General features: G+C 55.6%; 16 protein-coding genes and 1 pseudogene. 8 read left to right on the top strand and 9 right to left on the bottom strand.

What is annotated here, in order from left to right:
- Positions 1-367: 367 nt before the first annotated feature.
- The 5 genes from ACX3P5_RS05745 to mntR all read right to left on the bottom strand — a co-directional run bounded on the left by ACX3P5_RS05745 (position 368) and on the right by mntR (position 6,353).
- Positions 368-1,900 carry an efflux transporter outer membrane subunit gene (locus ACX3P5_RS05745; protein WP_233984782.1) on the bottom strand — a complete coding sequence of 511 codons (1,533 nt, stop codon included), beginning with the start codon at positions 1,898-1,900 and terminating at the stop codon, positions 368-370.
- A 1-nt stretch (position 1,901) separates the two neighbouring features.
- The gene (locus ACX3P5_RS05740) at positions 1,902-3,470 is read right to left on the bottom strand and encodes a DHA2 family efflux MFS transporter permease subunit (protein ID WP_336754938.1); all 1,569 of its coding nucleotides are present in this window, start codon (positions 3,468-3,470) and stop codon (positions 1,902-1,904) included.
- Positions 3,467-4,612 (bottom strand): HlyD family secretion protein, encoded by a 1,146-nt coding sequence (locus ACX3P5_RS05735; RefSeq protein WP_233984784.1) that lies wholly within the window; start codon positions 4,610-4,612, stop codon positions 3,467-3,469. Before ACX3P5_RS05735 ends, ACX3P5_RS05740 begins: the two co-directional genes overlap by 4 nt.
- 151 nt (positions 4,613-4,763) lie before the next feature.
- Complete coding sequence (locus ACX3P5_RS05730) at positions 4,764-5,873, bottom strand: SLC13 family permease (RefSeq protein ID WP_458968402.1); 1,110 nt, start codon at positions 5,871-5,873, stop codon at positions 4,764-4,766.
- A gap of 21 nt (positions 5,874-5,894) precedes the next feature.
- Positions 5,895-6,353 (bottom strand): manganese-binding transcriptional regulator MntR, encoded by a 459-nt coding sequence (gene mntR, locus ACX3P5_RS05725; protein WP_094119359.1) that lies wholly within the window; start codon positions 6,351-6,353, stop codon positions 5,895-5,897.
- A gap of 259 nt (positions 6,354-6,612) precedes the next feature.
- Between mntR and ACX3P5_RS05720 the strand changes: the two genes are divergently transcribed.
- Positions 6,613-6,804 (top strand): hypothetical protein, encoded by a 192-nt coding sequence (locus tag ACX3P5_RS05720; RefSeq protein WP_458968401.1) that lies wholly within the window; start codon positions 6,613-6,615, stop codon positions 6,802-6,804.
- 319 nt (positions 6,805-7,123) lie between these two features.
- Here ACX3P5_RS05720 and ompX read toward each other — a convergent pair whose 3' ends face one another.
- Positions 7,124-7,636 carry an outer membrane protein OmpX gene (ompX, locus tag ACX3P5_RS05715; protein WP_233984787.1) on the bottom strand — a complete coding sequence of 171 codons (513 nt, stop codon included), beginning with the start codon at positions 7,634-7,636 and terminating at the stop codon, positions 7,124-7,126.
- A gap of 368 nt (positions 7,637-8,004) precedes the next feature.
- Between ompX and rhtA the strand changes: the two genes are divergently transcribed.
- The 6 genes and pseudogenes from rhtA to ACX3P5_RS05685 form a co-directional block, all read left to right on the top strand.
- Positions 8,005-8,919, top strand: a complete 915-nt coding sequence (gene rhtA / locus ACX3P5_RS05710) for a threonine/homoserine exporter RhtA (RefSeq protein WP_458968400.1) — start codon at positions 8,005-8,007, stop codon at positions 8,917-8,919.
- Between the two features lie 325 nt (positions 8,920-9,244).
- Complete coding sequence (gene dps, locus ACX3P5_RS05705) at positions 9,245-9,748, top strand: DNA starvation/stationary phase protection protein Dps (RefSeq protein ID WP_233984789.1); 504 nt, start codon at positions 9,245-9,247, stop codon at positions 9,746-9,748.
- Positions 9,749-10,076: 328 nt separating this feature from the next.
- Positions 10,077-10,823 carry a glutamine ABC transporter substrate-binding protein GlnH gene (glnH, locus tag ACX3P5_RS05700; protein ID WP_094119364.1) on the top strand — a complete coding sequence of 249 codons (747 nt, stop codon included), beginning with the start codon at positions 10,077-10,079 and terminating at the stop codon, positions 10,821-10,823.
- Positions 10,824-10,901: 78 nt separating this feature from the next.
- Positions 10,902-11,561, top strand: a complete 660-nt coding sequence (gene glnP / locus ACX3P5_RS05695) for a glutamine ABC transporter permease GlnP (protein WP_031377032.1) — start codon at positions 10,902-10,904, stop codon at positions 11,559-11,561.
- Entirely contained in the window at positions 11,558-12,280 is a 723-nt protein-coding gene (gene glnQ, locus ACX3P5_RS05690) for a glutamine ABC transporter ATP-binding protein GlnQ (RefSeq protein ID WP_233984790.1), read from the top strand. Before glnP ends, glnQ begins: the two co-directional genes overlap by 4 nt.
- Positions 12,281-12,301: 21 nt before the next feature.
- Positions 12,302-13,115: pseudogene (locus ACX3P5_RS05685) on the top strand (mechanosensitive ion channel domain-containing protein); the annotation flags it as partial.
- Here the strand turns inward: ACX3P5_RS05685 and rlmF are convergent.
- Positions 13,105-14,028, bottom strand: coding sequence for a 23S rRNA (adenine(1618)-N(6))-methyltransferase RlmF (gene rlmF, locus ACX3P5_RS05680; RefSeq protein WP_233984791.1), 924 nt, complete (start codon positions 14,026-14,028; stop codon positions 13,105-13,107). The pseudogene ACX3P5_RS05685 and the gene rlmF sit on opposite strands and share 11 nt — an antisense overlap.
- A 141-nt stretch (positions 14,029-14,169) precedes the next feature.
- Between rlmF and ACX3P5_RS05675 the strand changes: the two genes are divergently transcribed.
- Positions 14,170-14,802, top strand: a complete 633-nt coding sequence (locus ACX3P5_RS05675) for a flavin reductase family protein (RefSeq protein ID WP_233984792.1) — start codon at positions 14,170-14,172, stop codon at positions 14,800-14,802.
- A 3-nt stretch (positions 14,803-14,805) separates the two neighbouring features.
- Here ACX3P5_RS05675 and ACX3P5_RS05670 read toward each other — a convergent pair whose 3' ends face one another.
- Together ACX3P5_RS05670 and ACX3P5_RS05665 are read right to left on the bottom strand one after the other, a co-directional pair.
- The gene (locus ACX3P5_RS05670; RefSeq protein WP_458968399.1) at positions 14,806-16,305 is read right to left on the bottom strand and encodes an HAL/PAL/TAL family ammonia-lyase; all 1,500 of its coding nucleotides are present in this window, start codon (positions 16,303-16,305) and stop codon (positions 14,806-14,808) included.
- The gene (locus ACX3P5_RS05665) at positions 16,302-17,096 is read right to left on the bottom strand and encodes an ABC transporter ATP-binding protein (protein ID WP_233984794.1); all 795 of its coding nucleotides are present in this window, start codon (positions 17,094-17,096) and stop codon (positions 16,302-16,304) included. Before ACX3P5_RS05665 ends, ACX3P5_RS05670 begins: the two co-directional genes overlap by 4 nt.

Raw genomic sequence — 17,096 nt, 5'->3', positions numbered from 1 at the left:
CCGCAGGATGACAGATTAGCCAGGGCACCGCCCGACCTATTAGGGGCTACAGCTGGCAGGCTTAAAATCCAGCGCCGTGAATAAAAACGGAAAAAGCCCGCACCCGATGCAGGGTTAAAATGAGGTTATTTATCCGGGTTGCAAAATAATGCCCAGCCCTGCGCCGCGGCACAAGATAATAGTCCTGACAGTCATGCTGTTTTATTTTCCTCCCTGCCCGACGGCGAAAATGGAGAGGAAGAGATATTATTCAAGGTGTTAACGCGAAAATAATGGGTAAATAGCGCAGGCTGCTGTCCACAAAAACGACAACGCGGGTGAGGCGTTAACAGGCTGTGGCAGCGCGTATGCTGCCACAGCCTGGCGATTAATTAACCGTGGTCGCCGGACCAAATACAGAATATTGCGGCAGGTCGACGTTCTGATAGGTTTCCCAGCCGCCGCCCAGCGCTTTATACAAAGCGACTAAATCCAGCGCGCTCTGCATCCGTGCCTGGGTGGCCTGTTCTTCAGCCTGCGCCAGCTGACGCTGCGCATCCAGCACCTCCAGGAAGGTTGAAAGTCCCTGACGATAGCTGTCGCTGGCTAGATCAAAGGCACGTTGCAGCGAACCGGTGGTTTGGTCCAGCGCGGTGACGCGCTGCTGATCGGCGCGATAGCTGACCAGCGCATTTTCCACATCCTGTAAGGCGGTCAGCACCGTCTGGCGATAATCGAGTGCGGCGCTGGCCTGCTGCGCGCGTGCCAGCTTAACGCTCGACACCAGCCGTCCGCCCTGGAAAATCGGAATCGATAAGGCGGGACCGTAGCTGTAGAAGTGACTGCTCCAGTTATCCAGATAGCTGACGTCGGTGTTGCGCACGCCAAGCTGGCCGGTCAGGGAGAGACTGGGGAATAGCTGCGCCACGGAGACGCCAATCTCCGCTGTCTGTGCATGCAGCGTCGCTTCCGCCTGACGAATATCGGGACGACGGCGGGCCAGCGTGGAAGGAATGCCGACCGGGACAAACTGCGGCAGCGGCGGTAACGCTTTAGGCGTACTGAGTTCCGCATCCAGCGAACCCGGCGTTTTGCCCAGCAGCACCGCTAACCCATTCATCGCCTGGCGCGCCTGCGACTGATACTGCGGCAGCTGCGCCTGCAGGCTACTGAGCTGGGCGCGGGCGTTCTCCACATCGGTTAAGGGTGCCAGCCCGTTACGCTGCTGGCTCTGAGTCAGTTCGACGGTCTGCTGTGCCACATCAATCTGCTGCTGCAGCGTCTGGATAGTACTTTGCGCGCCGCGCAGTTGCAGCCAGGCGCGCGCGACTTCCGCTTCCAGCGACACCAGCGCATCGTTGCGCTGCTCAATCGCCGCCTGCTGCTGAGCATTGGCGGATTCAACCTGACGGCGCACTTTGCCCCACAGGTCCAGTTCCCAGCTGGCATCGAAACTGCCCTGATAAAGGGTGACCGGCTGCGTCAGGCCATCGAGCTGGCTGGCGACATTACTGTCGAGCTGGTCGGTTGCGCCATTGGCTTTCAGCAATCCTTCCAGACCCAGCTGCTGGCGATTAACTTTGGCCGAACCGTTGAGGCTGGGAAACAGGCCGCCCTGCGCCTGGCTCAGCTGCTCACGCGCGCCGGCAATGCGCAGCACCGCCTGTTGCAGCGTCAGGTTGCCCTCAATCGCCCGGGCAATCAGGCTGTCGAGTTGCGGATCGTTAAAGGTTCGCCACCAGCGCGAGTTGATCGCCGCACTCTGCGGCTTTGACGCTTCCTGCGAATCCAGGGTGTTATAGCTGCCAGGCAGCGTGGGTTTCGGGGCCTGATAATCTGGCCCGACGGCACAGCCAGCCAGCCACATTGCCAGCGTTAACAGGCTCAACGGTTTCAGGCCGCGGGAAGTAATAACCTTCATGTCAGTGTGCTCCTGCACTGCCTTCGCTCTTAATCGGCGACAGCAGCCAACAAAATGGAATCAAAATCAGGGCGACAATACTCAGGCCTGAGAAAACATCGATGTAAGCGAGAATGCGCGACTGGGCGATCATCTCCTGATAGAGCTGACCGGTCGCCAGGGTGATCGGATCGCCGACCGCTGAGGTAAAGTCGCGTATCGCCTGCGCCCAGTGCTGAACGGTGATATTGAACGGCTCGTTGAGCGGCGTCATGTTATGCACCATATGGGCGGAACGGACCTGCTCACGCTCGGTGATGGCAGCGGTCGATAATGAAATGCCAATCGACCCGGCGACGTTACGGAACATGGTAAACAGCGCCGAGGCGTCAGCGTTAAGCCGCTGCGGAATAGTAACAAACGCAATCGTCGTCAGCGGCACAAACAGGAAACCGAGGCCAATTGACTGCGCACTGCGCATCAGTACCAGCGTGGTGAAATCGACGTTGGGGGTCAGCGTAGCGGAGTAGAGGAAGGCCACCGCCAGACAGCTGAAACCAAAGGCGATGATGTAACGCGTCTGCACAATCGGCATCAGCTTCAGCACCAGCGGGATCGTCAGTACAATCAGCACCGCACCGGGTGACAGCACCAGACCGGACCAGGTGGCGGTATAACCCAGATCCTGCTGCGCCAGCTGCGGTAACACCACCGAGCTGCCATAAAGGATCATCGCCATACCGGCCATCAACAGCCCGGCAACCCAGAAATTGCGGTCTTTCATCACCAGAATATCGACCACCGGTTTGCGGGCATACATCAGCCAGTAGATCGCGCCAACAATGCCGATCAGCGCCAGAATGGCAAACAGCACAATGAAGTGCGAAGCGAACCAGTCCTCATCCTCGCCGCGATCGAGCATCACCTGCAGACAGCCGAGACCCAGCGTGATCAGACTGATACCGATGTAATCGATCTTGAGTTTACCCTTGGCCCATTTGCGCTCCCACGGCGGATCTTCCAGCAGCTGGTAGATCGCCAGTACGGTGAGCACGCCGACCGGAATATTGATAAAGAACACCCAGCGCCAGCTGTAGTTATCGGTGATCCAGCCGCCCAGCGTCGGGCCGATAACCGGCGCAACGATGATCGCAATAGACGAGAGGCCAAACGCTTTGCCGCGATCCTCGGCTTTAAAATAGTCCAGCAGCACCGACTGTTGCACCGGCTGCAGGCCACCACCAAAAAAGCCCTGTAAAACGCGGAACAGAATTATTTGCCACAGTTCGGTGGCGATGCCGCACAGGAATGAGCAGATGGTGAACATCACGATACAGATCAGGAAGAACTGTTTACGCCCAAACAGACGGCTGAAGAAAGCGGAGATCGGCAGCACAATGCCGTTCGCCACCAGATAGGAGGTCAGTACCCAGGTTGACTCATCGTAGCTGGAAGAGAGCGAACCGGCGATGTGCGGCAGCGCCACGTTGACAATCGTGGTGTCGAGAATCTCCATGAACACCGCCAGGGTGACCGTGATCGCGACTAACCACGGATTGCTGGCCGGTTTCCAGCTCTGGGTGGCACTCATTCCACCGTCACCTTCGGTTCAACCGACAGACCAAGCGGCAGCGGATGATTCGGGTCCAGACCTTTATCAATCACGATTTTCACCGGCACACGCTGAACAATTTTGACGTAGTTACCGGTGGCATTTTCTGACGGGAAGGTCGAGAAGCGCGAACCGGAGCCCATCTGAATACTGTCGACGTGCCCTTCCAGCTTCATATCCGGCCAGGCATCGACGGTAATCGCCACTTTGTCGCCGGGATTCATGCGTTCAAGCTGCGACTCTTTGAAGTTGGCAGTGATCCAGATATCGGGAGAAACCAGTGAAAACAGGGAAGTTCCTGCCTGAACCAGCGTACCGGGCTGCACATTACGTTTGGTGACAAATCCGTCGTACGGCGCGCGGACCTGGGTATAAGAGAGATTGAGATCGGCAGTGTTGAGCTGCGCTTTCGCCTGTTCGACCTGTTGCTGACGCGCTTCAACGTTGGTTTCCTGCTGGCGAATCTGCAACTGCACCTGCGACGCCACTTCTACCTGCGCTTTCGCGCTCTGCAACTGGGCCTGCGCCGAGCGTAACTGCGCCGCCGCGGTGTCAATATTACGCTGGCTGGTGGCGCGCGGGTCAACGCCCCGCTGGCGACGGTAATCCGCCTGCGCGTTAAGCAGGTTCGCTTCCGCTTTGGCCTGATCGGCTAATGCCTGGTCGCGCTGAGCCGGATACTGCACCCGCGACAGCGCCAGCTGCGCCTGTGCCTGATGCAGCTGAGCCACCGCCAGGCCGAGTTGCGCCTTCGCCTGATCGCGCTGGGCCTTATTGTCGCTGGGATCGATTTCGACCAGCAGATCGCCCTTCTTCACCCGCTGATTATCTTTAACCAGCAGCTTCACCACATAACCGGACGCTTTCGGGGCAATCGTCACGGCATCGCCTTCGGTGAAGGCATCGTCAGTGGTCTCCTGATTACGGGTAGAGAACCAGAACCAGAAACCCACAATCAGCATCACCACCACCACAATCGCCAGAATAATCAACGGCTTTTTACCGGGTCGCTTGCGTTCAGGCTGCTGATCCTGCTGCTGATTTTCATCAGACTGATTGGTCTTATCCGACGCGTTATCGGCGTCCTGCTGGTGTGGATCGCGTTGGTTGTTCTCGCTCATAGTTCCCATCACTGGCTAAGGCCCTAATTCCCGGGCATAAAAGGTCTCGTTAACCTTAGATCGGAAATTGACAAAATCCAGTGCAACTTTACTTAACTTGAGAAAAGAGGCACGTCCTGCCACCTGTGAACGGCAGCAGGATCTGATGGGCTTAATTGAGCAGACGCAACAGCACCCAGCCGCTGGCCATTGACCAGGCGAGTAACGGCAGGGAAAAGAGATGAAAACGCCACCAGACGGCGCGATCCTGCGCCATCCGTAACGCGATCAGGTTGGCGAGCGAGCCAGGCAGCAGGCCGAAACCACCGATATTCACCGCCCAGGCCAGCACCTCTGACGGCGGGACTTTTTGCAGCAGCAGGATGGTCGCCGGGACGTTGCTGATCACCTGCGATAATCCAATCGCCAGCAGGTAGAGCTGCCCCTGCCCCAGATGGGTGATTTGATCAAAGTGCGCCTGCATCACCGGCAAACGCGTCAGCAGCCAGACATCGATAAACATGGCAATAAAGACCGCCAGCAAACTCCAGTCAATGCGGAGTAAAACCGGCCGCGCCATAACCATAAAAATAGCGAGGATCAGCAGCAGCACCCAGCCGGTGATCTCCCACTCCAGCCCGGCGATAAACAGCACGTATAACAGTACGCTGACCATAAACAGCGGCTTCTGCCACTGGGGCTGTTCAGGATTGTCATGCTTGTCGATGGTACGCTTCGAAAAGCTAAACCAGGTTAACACCACCAGGCTGAGCAGCAGCCAGACCGCCAGCGGCAGCATCTGCACAATAAAACCGGCCACGCTCAGCGAGCCGTGACTCCATAACAGGATGTTTTGCGGATTACCGACCGGCGTCAGTAGCGATCCGGCGTTTACTGCCAACGCTTCGAAGATAATCAGCCGGGAGATCGGCAAGCGGGAGAACTTGCGCAGCGTCAGAGTCAGCGGCACCAGAATGAACAGCGCCACATCATTGGTAAGAAAAGTCGAAAGCAACGCGGCGGCCAGAACCATAAACAGAGCCAGCGCGCGCTCATGACGAAAGCGGGCAATCAACCGGCCGCCCAGCACATCAAAATAGCCGCTGGTTTCCAGCCCCTTGGTCAGGATCAATAAACCGGTCAGGGTAATGATGGTGTGCCAGTCGACCGCGCCAGGCAGATCGGGCCAGCGAAAATCGGCCAGAAATGCCAGAACCACACCAATAACGACGAGTAAATGCAAAATCGAGTCATGCAAAAAAGATCGAAACAGCTGCGGCATGATGGCGGTGCGCCTTAAAGGTTAACGTGTTTCGTAAAATTTCTGGAATACGGCCAGGGTTTCATCACTGACGTGATGCTCAATCCCTTCAGAGTCACGGCGGGCCGTTTCCGGGCTGATCCCCAGCGCCAGCAGGAAGGTTTCAACGATGTGATGACGGGCCCGGCTCTCCTCAGCCAGTTTTTCGCCTTCGCGGGTCAGAAACACACCACGGTAAGGGACCTGCTCAACCAGCCCGGCGCTGCCGAGACGTTTCAGCATCTTGGCGACCGTCGGCTGCGAAACGCCTAAGCGTGCGGCCATATCAACCTGGCGTGCTTCGCCAAATTCACCAATCAAATCAGAAATTAACTCAACGTAGTCATCAATTAATTCACGACGATGCGCTTCACGCACCTGCCGAAAACCTTCGACATGCTCTTCAATATCTTTCAGTGGTCCTTGCGGGGCAGAAACCACGCTTTTGGCACGACGAGTCATTCAGCTTCCTCTTTATTATGTTCCGTACTGTCACTGCCGTACGGATGTAGCTGCGCTCATTGTAAACCAGGTGCAAAGAAGCTCAAATTTTTCGTGATTAGCCTTGGCTAAATGATATAGCCAATGCTATATTTGTTGATAATGTAAGCAGCCGGAGATGAAGATCATGTTCGATCCCTATCTGTTACTGTTGTTGTTTATGGGTTACGTCGCCGGACTCTGCTTACTTTTACGTCGATACTGATTGGGAGGTGATTCTATGAGCACCCTGAAATGCTGTGCAGACAGCAGCAAATGCTTCCAGGCTGAAAAGAGAACAACCACGGAGATGAAATCCTGGCTGTGCCTGCTGGCGCGTTCCCCATTCACGCTGCGCCTGATGCTGATTGAAAAATTACTGGGCAAAAAGCCTGAAGATCGTCGCTGCCAGAATCTGATCTGGCGCGGTTAATTTTTTCACAGCCACCCCTTTGGTGCCTTTCAGCAAACGGCTGAAAGGCCGCTTCGGTTTTTTCTGCTCGTGCCCTTTTCTGCTGCCATCTTTTCTGCTGCCATCTTTTCTGCTGCCATCATCGTTACCGCCGTCAACGACGCCCACAGTAAGCCGTCACCGCGTTATCGCAGATCTCTCCACCCGCTTTTCTCGTTTTGATCGGCGCTTACTCCGGTTAGCAGCCGAAGACGGCCTGGTGGCTGCGGCAGTCTGAATCGCGCGCAATAAAAAACGGCCCATAAAGGGCCGTTTTTTGGCAGGTCGTCTAAGCTGAAACTTAGAAGCTGTAACCTACGCCGGCAATCCAGGTGCCAACGTCAACGTTACGGATGCGGCTCTGCTCGTAGCCCACGTCCAGTGCAACGTTTTCGATTGGGTTGAACTGCATACCTGCACCGTAAGAGAAACCTACGTCGCTTGAATCAGATTTGTCACGTGATGCAGTATCGTTCTGCTGGAATTTACCGTAGCCGATACCCACAACACCGTAGATGCTTGCCCAGTCGTTCAGACGGAAAGCAGGACCACCGGTCACACCGTAGTATTGGCCTTTGTTATAAATGCCAGAATCGGTGTTATCTTTTTCTGTGTAGGTGAATGAGCCGATCCAACCCAGTGGGTTAGAACCGTCTTCGTAGCGGTATTTCAGGTTGAAGCCGTTAGCTTTGTTAGCCACGCCCTGGTAATCGCTCTGAGCATAGCCACCAGTTACGGTGCTCTGTGCCATTGCTGAACCTGCAGATACTGCCAGTACACAGGCTAATGCTGAAAGACATGCAATTTTTTTCATAACCACCTCAAATGTGAAAATACTTCTCTCCTGACAACGCTGAAAATATAACAAAAAATAGCGAGAAACTCTGCCCGCATTTTGTTGTCTAACAGAATGTTTGGTGTAACAGGAAGTTAATGCGACATCCTATGTCATTCATTTTTCTTATAAAAACCGTCATCTTCCTGCAATAAATTTTTTTTCCTCTTTTGGGTCTTTAAGTTAAATCCTAAAAAATCCTGACGTTTCTTTACCAAAATGGCCCTGAATCCGGACAAAATTTGTGCAGTTAACGCAAATTTAAACGTCACTCTGTCATTTTTTTGGCCGCCATTTCCTTTACACTCACTGACTCATCGGGTTAACCACCAGGAAATGTACACAGGATGTCAGCCTCTTCAGCTTCAAAAAACCTTACGCCCGTATTGCTACCGATTACTGTGCTGCTGATCGCGATGTTATCGCTCCAGGGCGGTGCTTCCCTGGCCAAAACGCTGTTCCCCAGCGTTGGGGCAACCGGCATTACTGCACTGCGTCTTGGTTTTGGCACGCTGATCCTCTGTGTGATCTTTAAACCGTGGCGCTTACGCTTCAGCCGGGAACAGCGTAAACCGCTGCTGATGTATGGACTGGCGCTGGGCGCGATGAATTTTCTCTTCTACCTGGCGATTCGGACCGTACCGCTCGGCGTGGCGGTCGGCCTTGAGTTTACCGGCCCGCTGGCGCTGGCGCTATTTGGATCGCGTCGCCTGCTCGATTTTGTCTGGGTGCTGCTGGCGGTCATCGGATTAGGATTTTTGTTGCCGTTGGGTGCCGGAATGGCAACCATCGATCCGCTGGGCGCGGCACTGGCGGTCGGCGCAGGCGCCTGCTGGGCGATTTATATTCTGGCGGGTCAGCGCGCCGGTGCCGAACACGGTCCCGCCACGGTAGCGATCGGCTCCCTGATTGCGTCGGTCATTTTTGTCCCGCTCGGCCTGACCTTCGCCGAAAGCGGTATCTGGCACTGGAGTATTCTCCCGATGGCGCTGCTGGTGGCGTTACTCTCCAGCGCTATCCCCTACTCGCTTGAAATGATCGCCCTGACGCGCTTACCGGCCCGTATCTTTGGCACGCTGATGAGTCTGGAGCCGGCGATGGCGGCCTTTTCCGGCATGCTGTTTCTCGGTGAGACCTTAACCCTGACGCAATGGCTGGCGCTGCTGGCGATCATCAGCGCCTCAGCCGGTTCGACTCTCACGATGAAGCCGAAAAAGAACCAGTTGAGCGAAGTGGAAATTAACAGCGGCACGCCCAAATAAGCGATAAATAGCGTCGGGTTCAATCGTTTAAATAACAATCACACTCAACGTGAGAATTATTCTTAACTAAATCAACAGGCTGTCTTTCGTATTTTGAAACAGTCGCTTATCGGTTATTTACATATAAGATTAACCTGATGTTTTTGTTGCTAAAATTCTCAGGTTTATATTTTAACATTTCGTTAATCTTTCCCGACTGCCATCCGCCGTTCCAAAGTTACACGCTATTTCATTCATCGATACGGCCGTTAATGCAAAGCTGAAAACCGCTGCTATACTTATCCGGTACTTGATTAGGACAACCATCAAAGAGAGGACTGAAACGATGAGTACCGCTAAATTGGTTAAAACTAAATCTTCCGACCTGATTTATACCCGTAACGATGTGGCAGATGATGAGAAAAAAGCCACCATTGAGGTATTGAACCGTCTGGTTGTCGAGTTTATTGATCTGTCTTTGATCACCAAGCAGGCCCACTGGAACATGCGTGGCGCTAACTTTATTGGTGTACATGAAATGCTGGACGGCTTCCGTACCGCCATCACTGACCATCAGGACACCATTGCAGAACGTGTTGTACAGTTAGGCGGCGTCGCGCTGGGTACCGCGCAGGTGGTGAATGATAAAACCCCACTGAAAAGCTATCCGCTTAACATCCACAGCGTGCAGGACCATCTGAAAGCGCTGGCCGATCGTTACAGCATCGTGGCGAACGATACCCGTAAAGCTATCTCAGAAGTGAAAGATGAAGATACCGCGGATATCTTTACCGCTGCTTCACGTGACCTGGATAAATTCCTGTGGTTTATCGAAGCGAACATTGAATAATTTCCATTGATTCATCAATGAGACAAAAATGGCGGGGAGACCCGCCTTTTTTACGTCTGCACGATCGTAATTTTATGACCCTGTTAACAGTTCTTCCCTCCTTCGCTTCACAGCTTTAACATCTGAGGCACACTACCGGTTGCACCAAAACAGCAACTTGCACTAATTTGGGTCACCAAATTAGTGCAGAGGCAGATATTCCTGCAAAATCGAGTCAGCTGGGTTATTTAACCTACTGATTTGGTGTATTTTGCAAAGTTGGCATAATTCTTTCATATGACAAGCCGCAAACACAGGCCCTGCCGCCTGGTAGTAATAAGGAAAAATGATGAAGTCACTGTTAAAAGTTTCTGTGGCCGCGCTGGCGCTGGCCTTCTCCCTCTCTTCCACTGCAGCAGAAAAGAAACTGGTGGTCGCCACTGACACCGCCTTCGTTCCTTTTGAGTTCAAACAGGGCGACAAATATGTCGGCTTCGACGTTGATCTGTGGGATGCGATCGCTAAACAACTGAAGCTCGATTACACCCTCAAGCCAATGGATTTCAGCGGCATTATTCCGGCACTGCAGACCCGCAACGTCGATCTGGCGCTGGCGGGAATTACCATTACCGAAGAACGTAAAAAGGCGATCGAGTTTTCTGATGGCTATTACAAAAGCGGTCTGCTGGTAATGGTGCGTAATAACGAAAACGACATCAAAGGCATCAGCGATCTGACCGGCAAAGTAGTGGCAGTGAAGAGCGGCACCGGCTCGGTGGATTACGCCAAAGCCAACATCAAAACCAAAGATTTGCGTCAGTTCCCGAACATCGATAACGCCTACATGGAACTCGGCACCAACCGCGCTGACGCGGTTCTGCACGATACACCAAACATCCTCTACTTCATCAATACCGCCGGTAAAGGCCGCTTTAAAGCGGTAGGCGAATCGATTGAAGCGCAGCAGTACGGCATCGCCTTCCCGAAAGGCAGCGACGATTTACGTGAAAAAGTAAACGGCGCACTGAAAACCATCAAAGAGAACGGCACTTACAATCAGCTGTATAAAAAATGGTTCGGTACTGAGCCTAAATAACAATTTGCAGCAGTTTTAATTTTCAGCAGGGAAACGTTTTCCCTGCTTTTTTCCTCGCAACATATCTGGAGTCACACCATGGAGTTTGACTGGAGCGTTATCTGGCCCGCCATGCCGGCGCTGCTCGAAGGCGCGAAGATGACCTTAATCATCTCAATCATCGGTCTGGTGGGCGGATTGATTATCGGCCTCGTCGCCGGTTTCGCCCGCGCTTACGGCGGCTGGATCACCAACAACATTGCGCTGGTGTTTATTGAAATCATCCGTGGCACCCCGATTGTGGTGCAGGTGATGTTCATCTATTTCGCCCTGCCGATGGCCTTCCCCGACCTGCGTATCGACCCGTTCAGCGCGGCCGTGGTCACCATTATGATTAACTCCGGCGCCTACATTGCGGAAATTACCCGTGGTGCGGTGCTGTCGATCAACAAAGGCTTTCGTGAAGCGGGCCTGGCGCTCGGCCTGTCGAGCCGCGAAACCCTGCGCTATGTGATTATGCCCCTGGCGCTGCGCCGCATGTTGCCACCGCTGGGTAACCAGTGGATTGTCAGCATCAAAGATACCTCGCTGTTTATCGTTATCGGTGTCGCTGAACTGACGCGTCAGGGTCAGGAGATTATCGCCGGTAACTTCCGCGCGCTGGAGATCTGGAGCGCCGTCGCGATCATCTATCTGGTGATTACCCTGGTGTTGAGCTTTGTGCTGCGCCGTGTTGAGAAAAGGGTGAAAATCCTGTGATTGAATTTAAAGATGTCTCGAAGCATTTTGGTCAGACCCAGGTGCTGCATAACATTGACCTGAAGATTAATCAGGGCGAAGTCGTGGTGATTATCGGGCCGTCCGGCTCAGGTAAATCCACCCTGCTGCGCTGCATTAACAAACTGGAAGAGATCACCAGCGGCGAACTGATCGTCGATGGCCTGCGGGTTAACGATCCGAAAGTAGATGACCGCCTGATCCGTCAGGAAGCGGGCATGGTATTCCAGCAGTTTCACCTGTTCCCACAGATGAGTGCGCTGGATAACGTCGCCTTTGGTCCGATTCGGGTACGCGGCGCCAGCAAAGAGGCGGCACGTCAGCTGGCGAAAGAGCTGCTGGGCAAAGTGGGGCTGGCAGAACGCGCCCATCACTTCCCGTCTGAGCTTTCCGGCGGTCAGCAGCAGCGGGTAGCGATTGCCCGTGCGCTGGCGGTGAAACCCAAAATGATGCTGTTCGATGAGCCGACCTCGGCGCTGGACCCGGAACTGCGTCACGAAGTGCTGAAAGTGATGCAGGACCTGGCGGAAGAAGGCATGACGATGGTGATCGTGACCCACGAAGTGGGCTTCGCGAAGAAAGTCGCATCGCGTCTGATCTTTATCGACAAAGGCCGCATTGCCGAAGATGGCGATCCGGACAGCCTGATCAGCAATCCTCCCAGCGACCGTCTGCGCGAATTTCTGCAGCACGTCTCGTGATCACGGGCGGGCCGCACTGCCGGCCCGCTTTTTCTGCCCAGCCTGATTGAGAGCCGGCTGGCATCCGACTCACATGGCCGTCCGATGCCGAGCGCCCGCACCCGCACCTTACTCACCCTGCTCCGCAACGCGCTGGCGGTGGTGATCACTACCATCACCCTTATGATCCGGCTCTGAGATTGACGTGAATATTGCGCCGCTGCTGGCCGATGCCGGTGCGCTGGGGCTGGCGATCTCATTCGGCTCACAGACGCGGGTGAACGATATCATTACCGGTATCTTCATCCAGTTCGAAAACGGGATGAATACCGGCGATCTGGTGACCATCGGTGCCATTACCGGCACGATAGAGCGGATGTCGATTCGCTCGGTCGGCGTGCGTCAGGATACCGGCGCCTATCACATCATTCCCTGCTCATCGATTACTCCCTTTGCCAACTTTGTGCGCAACATCGGGTCGTTTTTCGCCAACTATGATGTGGATCGCAATGAGGATAGCGAACGCGCTAATCAGGCGTTGCAGGCGGCGGTGAAAGAGTGACTGGAGAATCCGGAAATTCGCGGCAGGGTGACTGGCGAGTCAGGTTTTGCCGGGCTGGTCGGCCTGACCGACCAGCCGTTTAGGGTGCACGTCTCCTTTACTACCCAACGGCTGAAGCAGTGGACGGTGCGTTTTGCGCTGGACGATAAAGTGAAGGAGCACTTTGACGCCGCCGGGATTAAAGCGCCGCACCAGAGAGTGCAGGTGATGCAAACCGCCAGCGATGTGGCCGATGCCGCCGCTGCCATAAGTTCAGGGCGGGCCCGCCGGCCCGCCCTGAGAATTAGCGGCTGAGTCCTTTTGTGCGCTGAGCGGCGGGCATAAAACTCCACGCCAGGAAGCGGCTCTGTTTCTGTCCCTGCGCCATATTCACTACCCGGACCTCAGCAACATCAAGCGCTTTTAGCTGTTTTTCCAGCGTGGCTAAATTCTCTTTACGCGACACCAGCGAGGTAAACCAGATCACCTGGCGCCCCAGCGCCACGCTTTCACCGATCATCTTACCGACAAACGCCTTTTCGCCGCCGACGCACCACAGCTCATTGTGCTGACCGCCGAAGTTAAGCGGCGCATTTTTATCGAGGCCCAGATTGCGCACTTTACGCTGCGATCCCGCCGCCGCCTCCTCAGCCGAAGCGTGGAACGGCGGATTACACATTACCGCGTGGAAAAATTCGGTTTTACTCACCACGCCTGACAGTACCGCATCGCTGTTTTTCTGCCGGCGCAGGCGGATCTGGCGCGCCAGGCCGGGATTAGCGGCGACAATCCGGTTGGCGGCTTTGATCGCCGCCTCATCAATTTCGGTGCCGGTGAAGCGCCAGCCATACTCCGCCGCGCCAATCAGCGGATAGATGCAGTTTGCACCGCAGCCAATATCGAGCACGTCAACCGTCGGAATGACGCCGTGGTTATCCAGCGCCAGCAGATCGGCCAGATAGTGCAGGTAATCGGCGCGGCCCGGCACGGGCGGGCAAAGCGAACCCGGTGCCAGCTGCCAGTCGATGCCGTAAAACAGTTTAATCAGCGCCTGATTGAGCAACATCACCGCGTCCGCGTCGGCAAAATCGATCGACTGCACGCCATAGCCGTTGGGCCGCACTTTGGCCGCCAGCGGCGGATGTGCAGCGGTTAACGCGGCAAAATCGTATTCGCCCTGGTGGCGATTGCGGGCGTGGAAAGGCGACGAGCTGGCTGACTTTTTCATACGTTCTCTCAATTATTCAGGCGCGCGTACAATACGCTGTAGGCGGCGGAAAATAAACCCGCACAATCCGCTTACGCATTTGGGGTGTTGCCAGACGATGCTGTCGGGCTAAGATGAATAAAATTCCCCACCGGAGAGGTTATGACGCATAAACGCTATTCCTATCAACCGCGTGCCGGCCACGGTCTGCCCCACGATCCGCTGAACGCTATCATCGGCCCGCGTCCGATTGGCTGGATCAGTTCGATCAGCACCAGCGGTCAGCGCAATCTGGCGCCTTACAGCTTTTTTAACTGCTTTAACTACCATCCGCCGATCATCGGTTTCGCCAGCAGCGGCTGGAAAGACAGCGTACAGAATATCGCTGACACCAAAGAGTTTGTCTGGAATCTGGCGACCCGGCCACTGGCTGAAGCGATGAATGAGAGCTCGGCGTCACTGCCCGCCGATCAGGATGAGTTTGCCTATGCCGGACTGACACCGTTACCCGCCTCACAGGTGAAAGCCAGCCTGGTCGGCGAGAGCCCGGTTAACTTTGAGTGTCGGCTGACGCAGTTGATCCAGTTACAGGATGCGCAGGGAAAGCCGATAGAGAGCTGGCTGGTGCTGGGCGAAGCGGTGGCGATCCACATCAGTGAAACGTTGCTGGAAGCGGGTATTTATCAGACCGCCAAAGCCGAGCCGATTCTGCGTGCCGGTGGACCCAGCGCCTACTACGGCATCAGCGAAGCGCAACGCTTCGATTTAGTTCGCCCCGACGCGCGCCGCCGCTAAGGGTTAAAGCGCATCAGGTCGATGCGCTTTAATTTCGCCTACCGCCCTGGCAATCTCCGGTGCCAGCCAGCGGTCCTGTTGCCAGCTTGCCACATGCTGTCGCAGATGCCGCCAGGCACGTAAGGTGCCACGGGCTAACCGCGCCTCGCCGTGAAATTCCAGTGCCTGTGCGGCCAACAGGTATTCGATAGCGATGATGTGATCGACATTGTTCACCAGCTTTAACAGCTTGAGTGCGGAGCCGGTGCCGAGACTCAGGTGATCCTCCTGCAATCCGGAGGTGACGTAGTTGTCCAGCACGGCCGGTTGTGCCAGCTGGCGGTTTTCCGCGCAGAGCGACGCCGCAACATATTGGGCAATCATCATGCCGGAATTGACGCCAGGTTGCGCCACCAGAAACGGCGGCAGCCCACTCACCAGAGGATTAACCAGCCGATCGAGCCGCCGTTCAGCAATGCTACCCAGCTCCGCCAGCGCGATTGCCAGTAAGTCACACGCCATTGCCACCGATTCGCCGTGTGGATTGGCCTGCGAAACCACCCGCCATGCCTGAGGCGTGCCGAGCACCAGCGGATTGTCAGTACAGGCATTCAGCTCAGTCGACACCTGCCACTGCGCATGATCGAACTGATCGCGACAGGCACCATGCACTTGCGGCATTGAGCGCAGGCTGAGAGCATCCTGAGTGCGAATGCCCTGACTCTCGCTTAACACCCTGCTGTCTGCTAATAACTGGCGTAAACGTTCACCGCTGCGCTGGATACCGGGACTGGCTTTCAGCGCCAGCACCTCAGGATCAAAAGCCGCCAGCTGGCCACGCAAGGCTTCAAAACTCATCGCGCCAGTGACATCGGCCCAGTCCAGCAGACGTTCGGCATCGTCGAGCGCCAGGCAGGCGAGACCGGTCATGCACGGCGTGCCGTTGACCAGACTCAGCCCCTCTTTTGCCGCAGGCCGATAAGGCGTTAATCCATTGCGCTCCAGCGCCTGCTGCGCCGGCATCAGCTGCCCATCATACTCCACGTCACCGATGCCAATCAGCGCCAGGCTAATGTGCGCCATATGGGTCAGGTAGCCCACCGAGCCCTGAGACGGAACCTGCGGCGTGATGTGCAAATTAAGCAGCGCCAGCAGTCGTTCCACCAGCGCCACCGACACGCCCGATTTACCGTGACTGTAATTAGCAATCGCGGCACACAGAATGGCGCGGACCTCGGGCTTTCCCAGACAGGGCCCGACGCCACAGGCGTGACTGAGTAAGGTATTCCGTGACAGCTGGCTCAGCTCATCGTCCGGCAGGGTGATATTGCACAGCGCGCCGAGGCCAGTATTGATGCCATAGGCCACCTCTCCTGCCGCCACGATATTACCGACAATTTCCCGACCCTGGGCAATGCGCTGCCAGGCACTGTCGCTCAACGTCAGCGTCGCGCCCTGTCGCGCCACCTGAACCACGTCCCGCCACTGTAGCGGCGTATCGCCCCAGACGATAGTCTGACTCATAGCACCGGCTCCACCTGATGATGACTGGAAATGAACTGTTTAAAACGCGCCGATCCCTGCTCACCAAACATCTCCTGTGGCGTGCCCTGACAATCGATGGTGCCCTGATGCATAAATACCACCCGGTTAGAGACGTTACGCGCGAATCCCATCTCATGCGTAACCACCAGCATGGTACGTCCCTCTTCCGCCAGGCTGCGCATCACCTTCAGCACCTCCCCCACCAGTTCGGGATCGAGCGCCGAGGTCGGTTCATCAAACAGCATGACTTCAGGGTCCATCGCCAGCGCGCGGGCAATCGCCACCCGCTGCTGCTGTCCGCCTGAGAGCTGCGCCGGATAGAAATCCTTGCGGTTCAGCAAGCCAACACGATCCAGCAGCTTCTCTGCCTCGGCGATGCAGGCTTTTTTGTCACGCTTCAGCACGTAATGCGGTCCTTCAATGACGTTTTGCAGCACCGTTAAATGTGACCAGAGATTAAAACTCTGAAATACCATGCCAAGCCGCGAGCGCAACCGCTCAATCTGTCGCGGATTCGCTGCCAGCTGATGACCACGGGCATGGCGCTTCATCTCAATGGTTTCGCCGCCGACACTGACCACGCCGGCATCAGGCGTCTCTAACAGATTGATGCAGCGCAGCAAGGTACTTTTCCCCGAGCCGCTGGCACCCAGAATCGAAATGACATCTCCCTGGTGCGCTTGCAGTGAGATGCCTTTCAGCACCTCCATCGCACCAAAGGATTTATGGATATCGCTGGCCGACAGCGTGACAGGTGGCAGGGTTGACAT

The organism is Pantoea sp. S-LA4 (assembly GCF_054482835.1).
The sequence above is the reverse complement of the archived record's forward strand: the minus strand, read 5'-3'. Positions and strand labels throughout refer to the sequence as shown.